The organism is Candidatus Hydrogenedentota bacterium (assembly GCA_016791475.1).
GTDB lineage: Bacteria > Hydrogenedentota > Hydrogenedentia > Hydrogenedentales > JAEUWI01 > JAEUWI01.
On record JAEUWI010000014.1, the window covers coordinates 93295 to 110466 of the forward strand.

The window sequence follows — 17172 nt, forward strand, 5'->3', positions numbered from 1 at the left end:
TGGTGGGGGTTTCGGGAATAAATATTACGGTGAGTGCTTACTGTCGGAAGAGATCGCAAGCCACTAACAAAATGTTTCGGCTTTAACTGACCGACTGTGGGTGCCACCCGCACGCGGGCCGCCTTTGGCGGTCGGTAGCTTGCGGGTGATGGGACTATGGTCGAACAACATCATCCCCACCCTCGGGTTGCCAGCTCTCTCGCGTTACACACATCATAAAGCGGACGTATAGTCCGCCGCGACACAAGCACCCGTAAACTTAGTCGCCAGCGCTCCCGCGTGTACGGGTGGCACCCGGGGTTGCTCTTCTTTAAGCAACGTGGCCTCCTTGACCGCCTGGGTCATTTCAGGCGGCAAGCCCAGCAGGGCGAGAATTTCTTTTGGTTTCGCCAGCTTCCCGGCGCCATCCCGTGTGGTGAAGAGCAGCGTGGCGTTCGTGCCATCGTGACGCTTCACTTCGAGCGACTCTATCAGCGGACGCAGGTTCATTTCCGCGGTGGACTTGCCGCGCGGCTTCCAGCCCCGACCTTTTTTCGGCTTCTTCTGCTTCACTTTGCGCTCCACGAGGATTTCGTCGCGCGCCATCAGGTCCGCGACACGCGCCGCCAAGTCATCGGGAGCGCCGGTGGTCATGATGCTGTAGGAAAAACCTTCCACCAGACTCATAAGCGATTCGCCGCGCAGGGGCATCTCTTCCACATCAAATACATGAAGACCGGGCGCCACTCGCTCCTGCAGCCGGGCAAAAAGCCCGTCCACCTCGGTGTAATCCTTCAGCATGACGTCCATGTAGTCGCCCCGGCTCGCTTCGCCAACTGGACATGCCGTGGAAAACGTAACCTTGGGCTGGGCATGAAAACCCTGACTGTACGCGATGGGGGCCTTGGCCCGGCGCAGGGCGCGGAACCAGGCGTCCTTCAACTCCAGATGGGACAGGAAGCGCGCTTCGCCGCTGCGACCGATCTTGAAGCGTACGCGCTGCACGGGATCGGGCTGCTCCGGCATGGCTGGCGTGTAGCCCTCCCACGTCTCCTCCTCCATCTTGTGGCCCGCCTTCTGTTTCTTCAGCATAGTCTGGCACAACTCGCGCTCGCGATAGATCACGCCGCAGAGGTGGCACTTGCCGGCGCGACAGTCCTGGGCATATTTCAGGTCCATCGCCCGCTGCCAATCCTTCTGGAACCACGCCTTCGGAATGAGAATGTCGATATGGTCCCAGGGAAGACGCTCGTTCACATCGCGCTCGCGAAACTGGCCCGCCACATCGTAGTTCACGTCCTCGATGGCCTTCTGCCACGCGCCAAAATTCACATGCTCTTCCCACGTCTCCAGGCGCGCGCCATTTTTCCAGGCCGCCTCGATGAGATCGGCGCCGCGCCGATCCGCACGGGTCAACAGCCCCTCAATAAAGGATGTGGTGGCCTCGTGGCGACCAAACTTGATGTCGCTCTGGCCGCGAAACTTGGCAAACAGTATGTTCTGGCGCCGATGGGTCTCTTCGATGCCGATCTGCTCGGCCCATTGAAAAGGCGTAAAGGGCTTGGGCACGAAAGTGGATACGCCGGTGCGTACGGCCGCGCGCGGATTAACCTTCTTGCCTTCCTTCACTGTGCGAATGGCGAGATCGGCTATCGCCGCCACGTCTTCATCGCGCTCCGTGGGCAGGCCAATCATGAAATAGGTCTTCACGTGGTCCCAGCCCCGGCTGTAGGCTTCGCGCGACATGGTGAGCAATTCTTCGTCGGGAATAAACTTGTTGATTACCGCGCGCATACGGGGTGTCGCCGCTTCCGGGGCAAACGTGAGACCGCTGCGGCGCACCCCCGCCACCATGTCGGACAACTCGACCGCATAGGAATCGAGGCGCAAGGACGGCAACGAAACGGAGACGTTGTCCTTGTGCCCGCGGTCCGCCGCCATCTTCACCAGCGTGCGCGGCATGGAAAAGTCGCAGGTGGACAGGGAAATGAGCGACACGGCATCGAAACCTGTGTTGTCCAAGGTGCGCTCCATGAGCTGATCGATGTTTTCAATGGACCGCTCGCGAACGGGACGGGTCACCATGCCCGCCTGGCAGAAACGACAGCCCTGGGTGCAGCCCCGAAGTACTTCAAGGCCCGCGCCGTCGTGCACCAGTGCCGCATTGGGCACGATGTAGTTCGTGGGAAAACTTGCCCCGTCCAAATCACGCACAAGTCGCTTCACAACCTTCGGCGCGTCTTCCTTCGGCAGGATCTGGCCGTCGGGCATGACCTCGAAAGGATAGAGCTCTGGAACGTAAACGCCTTCGATTGTTGCCATCGCGGCGAGCTTTTCCGCGCGCGTGGCCCCTTTCAAGGCGCGCATCGTCCCGGCGATCTCCATCATCACGTCTTCGCCATCGCCGATGACGAAGAAATCGATAAAGGGCGCAATGGGCTCGGGGTTAAATACCGCCGGGCCGCCCGCAAAGATCAGGGGCATGGAATCGTCGCGATGCTCGCTGCGGATTGGCAAGCCGGCCAGATCGATGGCATTCACAATATTGGTGAAGGTCAGTTCGGACTGCAGCGTGAAGCCGATCATGTCCGCTTTCGTAAGCGGCTCCTTGGATTCGAGCATAAAAAGCGGAATCCCGCGTTCGCGCAGAATCGCTTCCATGTCGATGCCCGGCGTGTAGCCGCGCTCCGCCCAGACCCAGTCCAGGTTGTTCATTTGCGCGTAGAGGATGTGCAGCCCCAGATTGCCCAGGCCCAACTCATAGAGATCGGGGAAAAAGAAGCAAATCCGCAGTTCAACCCCGGACGGATCCTTGTGGGTGCTGTTAAGCTCATTGCCCAGGTACCGGGAAGGCTTTTCAACCCGGGATAGGATTTCATTGTTGAGCACGTCGCGGAAATTCATGGAATAGGAACCAATCTCATTGGGAAGGAAGCGGGAAATATGCTCCAGAAGCGAAAACAACGGAGCATGGACACACGATTCCGTTGCGATCCCCAATTATACCGCCCACGCCCCGAAATTGCCACTTTTCGCCCTGAATTATCCCACAAGCTGCTGAGATCTATGCCCTTAGAAACTAGAGCCTTCGCTCTGCCACAACAGCGTCTCCTGGGCGTCATACAGCAATGCCCGGCTACGGCCCGCCTCTTCGGCAGCTTCCTGCACCTGGATGATCAACTCTTCCTGATACCACTCCCGGAGCGGCTTCACCGGCTGATGCCACATCTGGCTCTGGTTTTCGTCCATGACGTGAATATGGAGGGAATAACCTTTTGATCTCATCGCATCTGTCCCCTTGTTATTTGGCACCCGACGCCACGCCGAAAATGGGAGCGCGGGCCAGGCGGGCGTGTGTGGCCTTCGGGTCCTGGTTTACTCTCTCGCGCCAGGCGGATTTGAAGCACCACAAACCTGCTCTATAACTGACGCCTCACGAAAAGCATCATAGCAGGACTCACCGGGGAATTCGAGATCTTTTTTCGGAAAAACCCAAATAAATCAGGGAAATTCCGACAAAAATCTGCCACTTGAAGTCCCGGGCCGCAGGCAAACGGGGGACGCTGGTGAAACGAATCGATTAATCCGAAGGGTTCGTGGTGGACTTGCGAATGCTGAGCTGCTTGCGGATGTCCGATTGTATTTCTTCCGGAGTCAGACTGCCATCCGTCTTGATCACAAGTTCCTTGCGCCGGAATAGATCAAGCAGGGGCGCGGTCTTCTCGTGATAGTCGGCAATCCGCTTGCGAACCGCCGCTTCGTTGTCGTCCTCCCGGGTGAGAAGCTTGCCTTTGCACACGTCACACTGGTCGGCAACGCGCGGGCGGTGCTGGATCAGGTTGTAGTCCAGCCCGCATTCGCTGCACAGGCGGCGCGACAATACGCGCTCCATGACGATGTCGTCGGAGACGTCGATGTGAATCACGGCGTCGATATCGTAGCTTTCGAGAAAGAACTCCGCCTGCTTGCGGCTGCGCGGAAAACCATCCAGAATGAAGCCATAGTTCCAGTCATGCTCCTGAAGGCGCTGGCGAACCACGTCCTCCACGACCTCGTCGGAAACGAGGTTGCCCTCTTTAATCAGGCGACGCACTTTGGCGGCAAGTTTGGTGTGATTCTGGATGTTCCAGCGGAAAATGTCGCCCACGCTGATGTGTACGAGATCGTAATCCCGCGCCAGCATGATTGCCTGGGTCCCCTTGCCGCACCCCTGTACCCCCATGATGACATACTTGTGCATGATGAATTCTTCTATCGTTCCGCCGCACGGGATGCAGCCGTTCCAATTTGCGGAAAGCGCCCGAGCCGGATTGCCCAAGAACTAGCTATCGATGGCGAAACTCCGCGATTCCGAAGGTCAAACTATGCAATGAAGGCCCGCCGCGATGCAACTTTTTTGAGGAACGCCGCCCGAGTTAATTCGCCACGGCGCCCGAGAATGGACATTTCGTTCCCGCGCCGCCGGACGCTTACAATACCCGCCACGCTCCACCCTTGTGCCACGCAGGAATACCATGACGGACCCCGTAATTCAGTTTCAGCCCACTCTTCAGACGGGTCGGCGCACCTTGCTCAAAGTTGCAACCCTGGTCGAAGGGGGAATGCTGCTGGTCGCCCTGGGGCTGGGCTGGTTTCTGGAGGAGCCATGGTGGACGGGGGCCCGGGCGGACGGGGTGAGTCTGGCGAGCGGCGCGATTGCGGGCGCCATCATGCTGGCCGCCGCAGGGGCCTTCATGGAACTGAACCTCCCTTTCACCATCCAGATGCGCCGGGACATAGACCGGCTCTCCGGGTTGTTTCGCGATGCCACGCTCCTGGATTTCCTCTATATTTCGGTCCTCGCCGGTGCGGGCGAGGAGGCGCTGTTTCGAGGCCTCGTCCAAACAGGAATGGCTGCGCATCTGGGCCTTCCGCTGGCGATCGCGGCTTCGGCGCTCGTCTTTGGCCTCGTGCATAATATCTCCCGCCCCTACGTCGTCTTTACCGCAGTGCTCGGTGCTTTTTTCAGTGGACTTTTCGTCTGGTCAGACAATATTGTGGTGCCTGCGACGGCCCATGGGGCCTATGACTTCATCGCCCTCTGCTATATGCGTCACGGCGCGTCGAAGAACCGTAAGGACTAGAATGTTATGGACGTCCCGGAACCCGAAACCGTCGTGCTCCTCCACGGCCTCGGCAGGAGCCGCGCCTCGCTCTGGCCCCTGAGCCGGCGCCTGCGCCAGGCGGGATTTCAGACGAGGAACTTCCCCTATTCCCCCGCCTTTCACCGCTTTGATACTCTGGTGGGCGACTTGCATGATTTCATAGTCTCAAAGGTAAGTACCCCCCGCTATCACCTCGTGGGCCATTCCCTGGGCAACATCCTCATTCGCGCGCGCTTTCGCGTGGGCTATCCCTCGGGCCTGACCCGCATCGTGATGCTGGCCCCGCCCAACCAGCTCCCCGTCCTGGCGCGCCGCCTTCAGGGCTGTCCTCCATTTCAGCTCTGGTCGGGGGAGAGTGGGCGGCTCCTGGCCTCGCCCGAGTTCTACGCGGACCTGCCGGTACCCCACGTGCCCTTCGGCGTGATCGCGGGCGACCAGGGCCAGCGGATCACCTTTGACGAGCCCAACGACGGTATCATCACCGTGGAAAGCACCCGCCTGGAAGGTATGGCGGACCACCTCGTACTCCCCGTGGCCCACACGTTCATCATGAACAGCCGCAAGGCGGCCGAAGCCACCGTAAACTTCCTGCGCGAGGGAAACTTTACCCCGATTTCGCCGAAAGGTGAATAAAAGAGCGGGTGAGCGGTAGAATGGAACTGCGGTTCAACCCTTCGAAAGGAATTTGCATGTCTGTCTTTACCCGAATAGCACGGGGTTGCCACCTGGGCGTTCGCAGTCTTATTGTCGTGCTTCGCGACAAGACACTGCTGGTCTTCCCGATGATTCCGTTTACGACGGTCATTGCTATCGCGACGATTTTCTGGTGGCTTATCGGATCCGACCTCCTCATCTGGAGCATCATCACTACGCACATGATGAAGGCTCGAAGCTTACTCATCGCCTTCTCCCTGTACCTCCTTTTTGGCGCCGTTTCGGTGTTCTTCAGCGTTGCCCTCGCCTCGTGCACACGGATTACGCTCGAAGAGCGGGATTCGAAATTCCTCGACGGATTCCGTCAGGCCATACGAAACACCCACTGGATCGTCATCTGGACGCTGATTTCCTGGACCTTCGGACCCATCCTGAATCTTCTCGACCACCAGCGCTACACCACACTCTGGGTCCGAAAGATGCTCAAGAGCAGTTGGTCCACCGTATCCTACTTTGTAGTTCCCATTCTCGTCGTGGATCAGGTAAACGTCTTCAGTGCCTTGCGGCGCTCCGTCGAGGCGATGTCCAGGGCCTGGGGCAAGGGCGCCGTATCGCGGCTGGGACTGTACTGGTTCTTCTTCCTGCTGAATATTCCCACCATCGCTCTTTTCGCGGCAGGCCACTACCCCGAAGGCGACTGGCCCAACAGCCTGACGCTTGTCGTTCTTCTTTACATCTACACCACCATCGTGGTCTATCAGACGGCCAATTCCGTGCTGAGTGTCGTTCTGTACAAATACGCGTCGGACGGCACCGTGGTACCTGGATTCAAAGAAGAACATCTGAAGAACGGCTTTGCGCAGCCCGTGCTCTATGTGCTCGCCACGGAGGATCCCGGCGAGGGCTACCGACCGGTGGAACCGGTGGCGACTGAAGAACCCGCGGCAGCAGCCCCGGTCTCGGAAACGCCCGAGGCTCCCGAAGATAGTACGCCGGAGCCGTTGGAAGCACCTGAAGCAACGAGCGATATCGCGTCGACCCCCGAGGATGCGCCCGCACCTGAACAGCCCCTTGACGCGGAATCCGCGACGGTGGAATCGCCCGAGAATACCGAGAAGAAGGCGGACGATTGAGTCTCGGGACAGCGCGCGGCGGTAGGGAGGCTATGGCATGTGGGACGACCGAAGCTTAACTCGGATCAACCGCGGCGCGGCGGGTATATGGCGGATTGCTTTGGCGGTGTTTCTGGTGACATCCGCGTCCGCGCACGCTCAGGACGACGCCATGGCCGCTGAGCAGGACGGGGGCGGGGTGACATCCCTTCAGGAAGGTACGCTCGCTTCACGCGTGGCGAATCTCCGGGTGGAGGCGCGGCATGATCGCGTTCGCGCGCTCCACGATCTCGTCACGAATTTCACGGAAGACGACGTTCCCGCCCTCCTCGGAGTCCTGGAAGACCCCGCAGTGTCCGTCCGCATTCAGTGGCGCCTGCTCCGCGCGCTGGGCATGCGGGGTATTCAAGCGGCGGGGCCGGTCGCCGCGGCCATCGTCAAGGATTCCGAGCGTATCGAAGGCGTGCGCCAGGCGGCCGCCTATACCATCGCCGATCTTGGGGCGAAAGCACACGCGCCCGCCCTGCTGGATGCGGCGCGGAGCGCCCCGGAACCGCTCACCCGGATCATCGCGGCGGGCGCCTTCTACCGCCTGATGGGCAAGGGCGCGCTCCATGACCTCAACCGACTTCGGGCATCCGAGACCGATCCCTATGCCCGCGAACACCTCGACTGGTTCGCCCAATTGATTCGCAATGGCGACACCTTCATCACCCGGCCCCGCCCCGGAGAGGTCGTCGCGTGCGCCCGGTCCGGCACCCGCTACCTCGTCTATGCGCCCACAGACTACGACCAGGACGCGCCCCACGATCTGCTGATCTCCGTGCACGGCACGTTTGGAAGCGCGGACCGCTATATGGAAATCGTCCGTGAGCGAGCCGATGCGGAAAACGTGATGGTCGTGGCCCCCTGGTTCGACGCGGCCACCTTTCCAAGTTTCGACAATCTGAATCTGGACAACGTCGGCATCGGGCTTCCACGCAGCGATCTCAGGCTGCTGGAAATTGTGGACGCCCTGGGCGCGTACGCTTCCGTAAATACACAGAAGCTCTATCTCTACGGCCATTCGAAAGGCGGCCAGTTCGTCCAGCGCTTCGTCTTTGCCCACCCCGACCGGGTGGCCCGCGCCGCGCCCTGCGCCTCAGGCATCTATCTCGCACCGGAAGAGGAAACGAAGGGCGGATACGGCGAGATGTTCCCTTATGGCGCCGAACCCAACCCCTTCGCCCCGGATCTGGCCGACCGGACTTTTGAAGGCCTGGTTGCCGCGCCGATTGTCTTCTTCGTGGGCACCCAGGATCCCCGACTCCTGGACGCCCACCGCTTCGTGCGTGAGTCGCAACTCCGGGCCCGAAAAGAGGGCTACATCCCCCGGATCGAGGTGCGCCTGCTGCCCGAAGTGGGCCACGACGGCTCGCAAACTTTTCCACCTGCGGCGGACTTCCTCTTTGGCGACTAAAAAAAGCCCCCGACGCGGTTGAACCGATCAGGGGCACTGAAGCTGAATCTCAGGCGCGGTAGTGGGTCGCCACTTTTCTGATCGCCGCCCCATACTGCCGAATCTGCTCTTCGGTATTGCTCTCGTGGATCACAACACGGATGCCACTGGTCAGAATCGCCTCCGCTTCGGGCGTCTCCACCTTCGTGTAGTCCATATCGGTCATTCCCGCCTCTTTGATCGTCCAGTGGCCATTGAAGAATGCGTGATTCTTGAACACATCACTGCGATGCACGGGCACAGGAATGTACCCCGCGCTGCAGGATACGCCCTCCGCCGCGAGCGCCTTGTTGAACTCGTCCCGCGTGCACTTGAGTGCCGCCGGATCGATGCGGAACATGTAGAACCAATACACGCAGCGATCTTCGGGATGGACCGCATGCGGCGTAACCCCAGGAAGATCCTGGATGTTTTCCGTGAGCAGATTGCCCAGCCGCGCGCGGGTGGAGACGATGCTCTCCAGTCGCGTGAGCTGGCCCGCAAGAACCGCCGCCTGGGGCTCGCTCATGCGGTAGTTGGTCGAAAAACTCTCCCAGCCGCTCGTGGCGCGATTGAAACCCTTGTCGCCGTACTGCTGGAGCTTCGGCCCGAAAACGGGGTGACTGCTCGCCACCACGCCGCCGTCTCCGGTGGTGATGTGCTTGGAATTCTGCAACGACCAGCACGCGATGTCGCCCACAGTACCGATGGGCTTGCCGCGATACTTCGCGCCCCAGGCCTGGCAGCAATCCTCAATCAACACGAGCTTGTGCTCGTCGGCAATAGCGCGAAGCTCTTCCAGCCTGCTTGGATTGCCGGCGAGGTGCACCGCGATGATGGCCTTCGTTTTCGGCGTGATGCGACGGCGCACATCAGCCGGATCGAGAGTAAGCTCCGACGGAAGCAGGTCCGCAAACACGGGCACGCCCTGCTGATAAATAACACCGATGACCGTGCCGATATCGGTGATGGGTGAGGTGATCACCTCGTCGCCCGGCACCAGTCCCGCCGCGCCCACGGCAATATGCAGTGCGGCCGTTCCCGATGAGCAGGTCATCACATGCTCCAGCGGGCAGATCGCTTTAAAGCGCTCGGTGAAGATGGCTGTCTGGGGGCCCTTCCAGTAGAAGAGCGTATCCTGCTTGATCATCTCTTCCAGGCGCTCGCGCTCCGGCGCGCCAAAGCGCGGCAAGGTCGGCGACGTCGCGGTAACCGCCTTCGCGCCACCGTCAATCGCCAGCTTTTCTTCGACGCCATGAGCCGCGCCGCCCGCCGCCAGTCCGGCCAGGGTCATTCCCGCCGTGGCGGCAAGAAACTCCCGACGGGGCATTTCGTTCTTCGATTCCATGGAAAAACTCCTTTTTCGATTGCACTCAATGGAGGAGATTGCTGTTTGCAGGATGCGATATATTGAGTCGCCGCCACCAATTATTTTTTCACCACGAAGGACACGAAGCTCACGAAGGAAAACACGAAGGGCTATATTTGAGGCGCGCCTGGTGTCGTCGGACCACGCTTCGACACCACTGTGAAAAAATATCTTCTCTTTCCTCCTTCGTGCTCTTCGCGTCCTTCGTGGCGAAAATTCATTACTTCCGGTCAATACTTAACTGTGCCTGTTCAATGTACGCCCAGTAGAGCACTCGCGTTTCCACCCTGCAGTTGCTCCAACGATTCATCGCTCAACGCGGACTCCTTCAACTTGAACAGTGACGATTCAAAATAGAAAAAGGGCGCATAGGACCCAAACACCAGATATTCCAGCGGGATCTGCCTGGATATCGCATCGATACCCGCGATACCCTCCAGCCAGGCGATATCAAACCAGACCTGCTTCGTCGCCACGAGCGCGTCGATCACCTCACCACGCGCGGCCCGAAAGGCGTTCAACAACACGAGCTTCAGTCCCGGCACGGAAGCAACCACATCCGCCAGCGGCGCAACGTCCACATGTGCCACCTGCATCAGGGGATGCATCATACGTTCGTCTTCCATGGTCACCACCAACTGCACGACCAGTTTCGCGGCTGAAGCCTGCTCCAGCAGCGCTTTGAACCGCCCGTCGTCGAGTGTGTAGCCGTGGTAATTGGGATGAAGCCGGATACCCTTCATCCGGTGCACTTCCGCGCAACGGCGCAGGTCCTCTTCCCACTGAGGTAGCGCCGGATTCACTGAGCCGAATGGCACGAGCACGCCATTGTCATGCAGGCGGCACGCCTCCACAAGACGCTCATTCACCCCCGCGATGTCTTTATGCAGGATACCCTCGAAAGAGCCGGTCCACGCCTGTTCCACACCGTAGTGGCTGAGCTTCGCAAGCAGGGCATCTACGGTGTCCTCCGGTGTACGACGAAAGGGCCATTGGCCGATGTAGGTATTGGTGTCTATGAAGCTCAACGTAACATGCCCTTTGCTTCAAGAATCGGTTTCAAGATCCGCTTCAAGTTCCCCGCCAACACCAGGGCCTTCTCGCTCTCACCGATCCGCGCGCCCATCACCTTCGCCAGTTGCGAACCAAAGCTCCGACCCGGGATATCGCTGCCGTAAATGACGCGGTCTGCCCCCAGTTCCTTCACCGCCATCTCCGTATAGCCCGCCGTGGGATCGCCGCCCGCCAGATCGGCATAGATGTTCTTGTGAGGCCGAATCGCCCGCACGCCCAGCTCCCAGTCCCCGCCGGTGTGTCCGCAAATGAAAGGCGCTTCGGGATGGCGTGCCGCAAGCCGCGTCAAGTCAATTGCCGTCGACTCACCTGGTAGATTGCCCGTGATTTTCTGCCAGGTGTGTTGAAATACGGGCGCTTTCAACTCAGCCGCGCGTTTCACAATCGCATCGGTCTCCGGAGTATCGCAGTTCTGCGCCACCCACAACTTGATCGCCACCATGGGACCATTTGCGACACAGCGTTCCAGCTCCGCCAGGCTTAGCTCGACGTGCGCGGGACTCAAATAGACCCAGCCATAGACCCGGTCGGGCCAGGCAAGACTTGCCTCGAGCACTTCGTCGTTGGCGTGTTTCAACTGCTCCGCCGTCGGCTCGGTGTGGAACTCCGTGCCCATATAGATGCACAACTTGCTCACGCCCATGCGCTCCGCCACCTCCAGCATCTTCCCCACGCGCTCCGTCGGCGTGCCGCCGTACGCATTAATGTGGCAATGCCCGTCCCAGATCTCCATCAGTTTCCCTTCGGCAACAAGGGACGGTTGTGGGGAATCTCCGCCCCAAAATCGCCCAGGCTGGTCCAGTATAGATGCTTGTTGAGGTCGACCTCCGCAACGGTGATGGTCCCCCACTCCTCCGCCCGCGCAATGACGTCGCCCTCCCGATCAAAGACGCCCGTCACCATCCAGTCGTAGCTCTTGTCGGTGTAGCTGCTGCTCACCACGTACACGTGATTCTCGCAGGCCCGCGCCGCCGCGAGGAGGGGGTTGCAGCCCGCCACCGGAAAAGCGATAACCTCCGCGCCATTGTTGCTGAGCTGGCGCGCTACCTCCGGGAAGAAGCCGTCATAGCAAATCATCATCCCCACCTTGCCGAAGCTCGTCTCGAAGACGGGATACTCGTGGCCCGGTGTGATGCCCATATCGATCTCGGTACGCGGCAGGGTCACCTTGCGGTACTTGCCCACCAGGCCGCCCTGGGGATCGATGAGCACCGAAGTATTGTAAATCAGGTGATCCTCACGCTCCACCAGGCCAGCGACGAGGTACATGCCATGCTCTTTGGCCAGGCCGCCGAAGTACTCGGTAGAGGGGCCGGGAATAGGCTCACCCACATCGAAGTAGCTCAGGCCATTGCCCGCGCAGGTGAGCGCTTCGGGCAGCACCATGAGCGTTGCCTTCTGCTTCGCGGCCTCGGCGATAAAGGGCGCGAATTGCTTGCAGTTGTCCATCGCGGTCTTGCCGCCGCTCGGATTGTAGTGCACCGTGGCCAGGCGCACGATGCGCGGCTCCGGTGGCGCGCTCTTGTCAAAAGAAACCGCCCCCCACTCGCACTTCGCGTTCGGCGCCCAGCGGAAGTGAAGCTCCACGATGGCCTTGGTCGCTTCCGGCGGCGCAAGGAGAATATCGCTCACTTCCGTCCACCCCTCGGCGCTGGTATCGCGCTCCTTCGGATACTCCGGCTCCGCCACGGGCGGATTGGCTCCGTCGAAAGACTTGGCCCCCTTGAAGTCGTGGCGCACGATCTGATCCTGCGCCCCGCGCCATTGCACCCGGGCGAGGGCGGATCGCCGGGGCGATTCAACGTTGGTCAATTTGCGCAGGGCGTGAAAGCGATAGTGTTGTCCGCCCTCAACCGCAAAGGTTTTCACCCAGCGCCCGTCGAGCCCTTCCCGTTCGTCCGCCTCGATAATGAAGGCGCCCTGGCCATCGGGGCCACCGGCGGGATCATAGTCAAAGGCGGGCCGGGTCCCCTCCCGAACCTCCATGGGCACCCATCCCTCCGGCGCAGCCGCGAGGGCCGCTGCCGCGCCGCAAAAGACGAATATGGAAAGTAGCGCATTCCTGAAACGAGATTGCATCGATGCCATAGCTCCTGTGCCCGACATGTTGGAGCATCCACTATACAATGTGACACGGAAGACTTCCAAACCGAAGTCGCCGTGCGAAAGCGACAAAAAAGCCTGCCCGAAACCGTCAAGGCTTCGAGCAGGCGCAACCTCGCCTGAATCGTGGGACTAGAGCGCCGGAGACCCCGTCTCGCCAGTTCGAATGCGGACTGCCTCCTCCACGGGAAGCACGAAAATCTTGCCGTCACCAATCTTGCCGGAATTGGCCGTGTCCATAATCGCCTTGATGGCCCGTTCCAGATGATCGTCATCCACAACGATCTCAATCTTCACTTTCGGCTGGAACTCCACGACGTACTCCGCGCCGCGATACACTTCCTTGTGGCCCTTTTGCCGTCCAAAGCCCTTTACTTCGCTCACGGTAAGCCCCTGACACCCGACAGCGCTAAGGGCATCTTTTACGTCGGTCAGCTTCGACGGTTTGATTATCGCTTCTATTTTTTTCATGGCACTTTCTCCGTTGACTTAACGCAATCCGAGATACTACAGGTCGTAGCCCACTTCGCCGTGCTCGGAAATATCCAATCCAACCTCTTCGCCTTCCGCGTCTATCCGAAGGCCGATCACTTTGTCCACGAACTTAAGTATAAGGTAGGAAACGATCAGCGCATAGATAATTGTAAAAAACGACGCAAAGGTCTGCACGCCCACCTGTCGGACGATGTTCAGATCGCTCACCCACCCGCCGAAAGTTCCCGACCCGAGCACTCCGACCAGCAGCGTGCCCACGAGACCGCCACCGCCGTGAACACCCACGACGTCAAGCGCGTCATCATAGCCAAACTTGTGCTTGAGCCGCGTGGCGGCCCAATAACAGAAAATCCCGGAAGTCAGGCCGATCACAACTGCGCCGAAGGGCCCGACCGAACCCGAGGCCGGCGTGATCGCGGCCAGCCCCGCTATGGCGCCCGTCGCAAAACCAAGTGCGCTCGTCTTCCCGTTCTTCAACCGCTCAATCACGGCCCAGACCAGCCCCGCCACGCACGGAGAAATCTGCGTGACCAATACCGCCATCGCCGCCTGACCGCTGGCTTGCAGGGCGCTTCCTCCGTTAAAGCCAAACCAGCCCACCCACAACATCGCCGTACCGCCCATGGTCATCGTAAGGCTGTGGGGCATCATGGGCACCTTGCCATACCCTTTCCGCGGCCCAACCAGAATTGCCGCAACCAGAGCCGCCGCCGCCGCAGTCAAGTGAACAACAATGCCCCCGGCAAAGTCGATCGTGCCCAGGTCCGCGAGAAAAGCGCCCGGACCGCCCCAAACCATGTGACAAATGGGAAGATAGACCAGCGCGACCCAGATCACCGTAAAAAGCAGCACGGCGGAAAATTTCATCCGTTCCGCGAATGCACCGATGATCAAACCCGGCGTGATGATTGCAAAAGTCATCTGAAACACGACAAAGAGCGCTTCGGGAATGGTGCCGCGCAGAGAATCTGGCCTGACCCCGGAGAGAAAAAGCCGGTCCAGGCCCCCGATGAAGGCATTCAACCCACGGCTGCCCTCGGCCATTCCGGCGCTGCTGAAGGCCAGGCTGTACCCGAATGCCACCCAGATCACGCTCACCACCGCGGTAATCAGGAAGCACTGCAAGAATAGCGACAGCACGTTCTTCGTGCGGACCAGGCCGCCGTAAAACATGGCCAGTCCGGGGATCATCATGAAAAGCACCAACGCCGAGGCCACAAGGATCCAGGCCGTGTCTCCCCCTTGAAGCGTGTCCTGGGCACGCGCCACCGAGGGGACCAAAAGGGTAAGCCCGGGCAGGGCCAGCCAGGCGGATCGGCGAATATTGCCGTACGATTGCATGCGTCTCTCCTTTGGGGCGCGAAAAAACACACCCCACCCATTGCCAGAAAGTATTTCTCAAAGGCAGACGCTAAGCATGCGCTTCCCAAAAGCGCAACCCGGACACAGCATTAAGGCAACTCCACTGCAGATAGCCCCACCTACTCAAATTGCCAATCCAACCGTCGGCCTTCTCGACTCCGCGCGCATTATACAGACCCACGACAACAAAGCAAACTGAGAATTTCGCGCCCACGACGAAAAAATACAGCCACTGATAGGCCCGACCGTGTTCAGGCCTTCCCGAATCACTCCAGGCGCCAGTTGAACCGCATCAACTTCGCGCCATCGCCAAAGTAAATTCCATGCTCTTCGATGGCAAAGCCGCAGCGGATATCGCCGGGATACTCCGCGATCACGTCCACCGCATAGCTCGTCGGATCTACGCGGAATACCTTCTTGCCCGAGAGGCCATAGAGCATTCCATCCTTCCACGGGCGCAGCGAGATATCATGCACATTGCCCACGCCGAGCTTGGCCGTGTGGATGATGGCATCCGCGTCGAGGTCATGAACAAAGAGCGTCTCTTCGCCGCTGATGCCGTAAAGCTTGCGGCCGAGGATACACATCGCGCGAATCGCCCCATCCCCCGGCACCACCACACGCTCGAATTTCAGTGCCTTCGTTGAAGGATCAAAAGCAAAGAACTTCGCCTCCTTTTCCGACGGCGTCGTCCCGCCACCACCGACAATGCTGGTCCCGCCGAATACGAGGTCGGTTGTGGAGTCATACGCCAGCGCAACAATGGATTGGTTCTTTACAAGCTGGGGATAGTTTTCCAGCAACGTGTCCGATTCCGGATCCCACACGCCGAGAGAGCCGCCGAGCACGCCATACTCCGGAAAGCTGCCGATGTAGATCTTCTCCTCGGGGCCGCGGATCATGGCACGGGGGCGCAGGTGGCCGGGCCCGATGTTGCCGAAGCCCTGGGGATTATTCGACTTCTCGCGACCATAGATCCAAGGCTTCGTTGGGTCCCACTTGGAGAGGAAGGAGCCGGGGTAAGCGCAGACGTAAAGTGTTCCGTGATGGTCAAGCATGCTGTAGATCTCGCCGCCGACCTCGGTTGGGTTGCCGGGATTTTCCAGCGCGCCCGTAGCCGGGTCATAGTGGAAGAGCTCGTTGGGCATCCAGGTGCCGCCGTAGATGCGACCTAAGGGGCCATTCTCCACCATGAACACGCCCGAGCCCGCGCCCTTGTAGTCGAAGGTCCGCTTCTCCACCGTGCCATCCGGTGCGACGAGTTCGTAGGTCCGGTCGATGGTGACATTCGCCACGCGACGACCGTCTTTCAGCGTCAGCTGATTCACCGCCGGTGCCGGGCTCTCTGCCACGCGGACTCCTTCCGCCTCCACCACCAGCACCGCCGAGCCCTGCTGCGGCACACCCGCCGCATCCGGCGTCATGGTAATCGCGTTGATGTAAATCTTGCCATCCACCCCCTTGTACATCCCCGCGAAGGTCTGCTTCTCGTGGGCGCGGTATTCATCGGGAAGGATGGATTCATGCGCGCCCGTAGCGGGATCGAAGCGCACGATGTTCGCCCGCCCATAACCAATTGCGACGTAGATCTTGCCATCGGGCCCCGTCAATATCTCGCGGCTGTATTGCTGCGTGTCGTCCATGACACCATGGTCCGTCAGCGCACCCGTCGCGGGATCATAGGACACGACCTTGGCCCCTGGGAAAGTGCACCCATAGATCTTTTTGTCGGGGCCCGTGGTGAACATCCACAAATAGGACTCCGACTCCGCCGGTCGCCCCACCACCTGAATCGCCTTCTCCGGCGCTTTCGGATCGAAAACCAGAATCTGGCCGCTATCGCCGGGATCCGGGCCTTCGTGCGTGCCCAGATATATTCGTTCATCCGGCCCCACCATAAAGCCCCAGGCGCCCGTACCCACGGGCGACTGAAACTGCTCCGACGCACCCGAATCAGGATCAATGGCGACCAGAAAGAGCTTCCCCCCCTCCTGACGGAAGTTGATGTAGATTCGCTCGGAACCCGGCGTCGGTCCCGGCCCCACGATGGTGCCCATCAGCCCCGCCTTCATGACGGGGATTCCGATTTCTTCAAATATGGGCTCGGCCTGGGCGAAGGCATCCGTAGCCGCGATGAAGGCGACCAGCGCTAGAGCGAAAGAGTGAATACGGTTCATGGGTACTGCGATTCCTTCCGGGAAGAGGGTTGTATCTGCATCGCCGCACGATAGCAAAATACGTGATCGCCGAGCCACCCGCCAGAGCCCCAACTTCAATTGGTCGTTCACTGGCTGGAGATTGCGAAAACCCAGGCAAAAAATCTTCCCAAAGATCTTCACAGATCCGCACAGATAAGAGATCGCGCACTGAAGAAGCGGCTGCCACGGGGGCGCATAGCCTCTC

At 60.0% G+C, this 17172-nt stretch carries 14 protein-coding genes; 4 read left to right on the forward strand and 10 right to left on the reverse strand.

Translation table 11 applies throughout. The features are described 5' to 3' along the window. Positions 1 to 213 precede the first annotated feature (213 nt). The 3 genes from JNK74_09735 to JNK74_09745 all read right to left on the reverse strand — a co-directional run bounded on the left by JNK74_09735 (position 214) and on the right by JNK74_09745 (position 4219). Positions 214 to 2883, reverse strand: a complete 2670-nt coding sequence (locus JNK74_09735) for a TIGR03960 family B12-binding radical SAM protein (GenBank protein ID MBL7646454.1) — start codon at positions 2881 to 2883, stop codon at positions 214 to 216. Between the two features lie 168 nt (positions 2884 to 3051). After that, positions 3052 to 3264: a hypothetical protein gene (locus JNK74_09740; protein ID MBL7646455.1), complete on the reverse strand. Its 213-nt coding sequence runs from the start codon at positions 3262 to 3264 to the stop codon at positions 3052 to 3054. A gap of 295 nt (positions 3265 to 3559) precedes the next feature. Continuing rightward, positions 3560 to 4219, reverse strand: a complete 660-nt coding sequence (locus JNK74_09745) for a nucleoside monophosphate kinase (protein MBL7646456.1) — start codon at positions 4217 to 4219, stop codon at positions 3560 to 3562. Between the two features lie 274 nt (positions 4220 to 4493). Between JNK74_09745 and JNK74_09750 the strand changes: the two genes are divergently transcribed. The 4 genes from JNK74_09750 (at position 4494) to JNK74_09765 (ending at position 8348) form a co-directional block, all read left to right on the forward strand. Beyond that, positions 4494 to 5102, forward strand: coding sequence for a CPBP family intramembrane metalloprotease (locus JNK74_09750; protein MBL7646457.1), 609 nt, complete (start codon positions 4494 to 4496; stop codon positions 5100 to 5102). 6 nt (positions 5103 to 5108) lie between these two features. After that, positions 5109 to 5756 (forward strand): alpha/beta fold hydrolase, encoded by a 648-nt coding sequence (locus JNK74_09755; GenBank protein ID MBL7646458.1) that lies wholly within the window; start codon positions 5109 to 5111, stop codon positions 5754 to 5756. Between the two features lie 56 nt (positions 5757 to 5812). After that, positions 5813 to 6910, forward strand: coding sequence for a hypothetical protein (locus JNK74_09760; GenBank protein ID MBL7646459.1), 1098 nt, complete (start codon positions 5813 to 5815; stop codon positions 6908 to 6910). Between the two features lie 151 nt (positions 6911 to 7061). Beyond that, on the forward strand, positions 7062 to 8348 hold the full coding sequence (locus JNK74_09765; protein MBL7646460.1) for a hypothetical protein: 1287 nt from the start codon (positions 7062 to 7064) through the stop codon (positions 8346 to 8348). 49 nt (positions 8349 to 8397) lie between these two features. On the opposite strand, the gene JNK74_09770 is transcribed toward JNK74_09765, so the two are convergent. The 7 genes from JNK74_09770 to JNK74_09800 all read right to left on the reverse strand — a co-directional run bounded on the left by JNK74_09770 (position 8398) and on the right by JNK74_09800 (position 16946). Beyond that, on the reverse strand, positions 8398 to 9714 hold the full coding sequence (locus JNK74_09770) for a DegT/DnrJ/EryC1/StrS family aminotransferase (protein ID MBL7646461.1): 1317 nt from the start codon (positions 9712 to 9714) through the stop codon (positions 8398 to 8400). Positions 9715 to 9986: 272 nt separating this feature from the next. After that, entirely contained in the window at positions 9987 to 10763 is a 777-nt protein-coding gene (locus JNK74_09775; GenBank protein MBL7646462.1) for an amidohydrolase family protein, read from the reverse strand. Next, entirely contained in the window at positions 10760 to 11542 is a 783-nt protein-coding gene (locus JNK74_09780) for an amidohydrolase family protein (protein ID MBL7646463.1), read from the reverse strand. The genes JNK74_09775 and JNK74_09780 overlap by 4 nt, the downstream gene beginning before the upstream one ends. Continuing rightward, positions 11542 to 12888 (reverse strand): carbon-nitrogen hydrolase family protein, encoded by a 1347-nt coding sequence (locus JNK74_09785; protein ID MBL7646464.1) that lies wholly within the window; start codon positions 12886 to 12888, stop codon positions 11542 to 11544. The genes JNK74_09780 and JNK74_09785 overlap by 1 nt, the downstream gene beginning before the upstream one ends. A gap of 156 nt (positions 12889 to 13044) precedes the next feature. Beyond that, positions 13045 to 13383 carry a P-II family nitrogen regulator gene (locus JNK74_09790; GenBank protein ID MBL7646465.1) on the reverse strand — a complete coding sequence of 113 codons (339 nt, stop codon included), beginning with the start codon at positions 13381 to 13383 and terminating at the stop codon, positions 13045 to 13047. 36 nt (positions 13384 to 13419) lie between these two features. Then, positions 13420 to 14748, reverse strand: a complete 1329-nt coding sequence (locus tag JNK74_09795) for an ammonium transporter (GenBank protein MBL7646466.1) — start codon at positions 14746 to 14748, stop codon at positions 13420 to 13422. 287 nt (positions 14749 to 15035) lie between these two features. After that, positions 15036 to 16946, reverse strand: coding sequence for a hypothetical protein (locus tag JNK74_09800; GenBank protein MBL7646467.1), 1911 nt, complete (start codon positions 16944 to 16946; stop codon positions 15036 to 15038). Positions 16947 to 17172: the final 226 nt, after the last annotated feature.

What these genes read in the sequence shown, in the direction of transcription:
- JNK74_09790 (MBL7646465.1), bottom strand. Translation starts at nt 13,383, where the DNA reads ATGAAAAAAATAGAAGCGATAATCAAACCGTCGAAGCTGACCGACGTA.
- JNK74_09755 (MBL7646458.1), top strand. Translation starts at nt 5,109, where the DNA reads ATGGACGTCCCGGAACCCGAAACCGTCGTGCTCCTCCACGGCCTCGGC.
- JNK74_09735 (MBL7646454.1), bottom strand. Translation starts at nt 2,883, where the DNA reads ATGAATTTCCGCGACGTGCTCAACAATGAAATCCTATCCCGGGTTGAA.
- JNK74_09785 (MBL7646464.1), bottom strand. Translation starts at nt 12,888, where the DNA reads ATGCAATCTCGTTTCAGGAATGCGCTACTTTCCATATTCGTCTTTTGC.
- JNK74_09770 (MBL7646461.1), bottom strand. Translation starts at nt 9,714, where the DNA reads ATGGAATCGAAGAACGAAATGCCCCGTCGGGAGTTTCTTGCCGCCACG.
- JNK74_09795 (MBL7646466.1), bottom strand. Translation starts at nt 14,748, where the DNA reads ATGCAATCGTACGGCAATATTCGCCGATCCGCCTGGCTGGCCCTGCCC.
- JNK74_09780 (MBL7646463.1), bottom strand. Translation starts at nt 11,542, where the DNA reads ATGGAGATCTGGGACGGGCATTGCCACATTAATGCGTACGGCGGCACG.
- JNK74_09800 (MBL7646467.1), bottom strand. Translation starts at nt 16,946, where the DNA reads ATGAACCGTATTCACTCTTTCGCTCTAGCGCTGGTCGCCTTCATCGCG.
- JNK74_09750 (MBL7646457.1), top strand. Translation starts at nt 4,494, where the DNA reads ATGACGGACCCCGTAATTCAGTTTCAGCCCACTCTTCAGACGGGTCGG.
- JNK74_09760 (MBL7646459.1), top strand. Translation starts at nt 5,813, where the DNA reads ATGTCTGTCTTTACCCGAATAGCACGGGGTTGCCACCTGGGCGTTCGC.
- JNK74_09740 (MBL7646455.1), bottom strand. Translation starts at nt 3,264, where the DNA reads ATGAGATCAAAAGGTTATTCCCTCCATATTCACGTCATGGACGAAAAC.
- JNK74_09765 (MBL7646460.1), top strand. Translation starts at nt 7,062, where the DNA reads ATGGCCGCTGAGCAGGACGGGGGCGGGGTGACATCCCTTCAGGAAGGT.
- JNK74_09745 (MBL7646456.1), bottom strand. Translation starts at nt 4,219, where the DNA reads ATGCACAAGTATGTCATCATGGGGGTACAGGGGTGCGGCAAGGGGACC.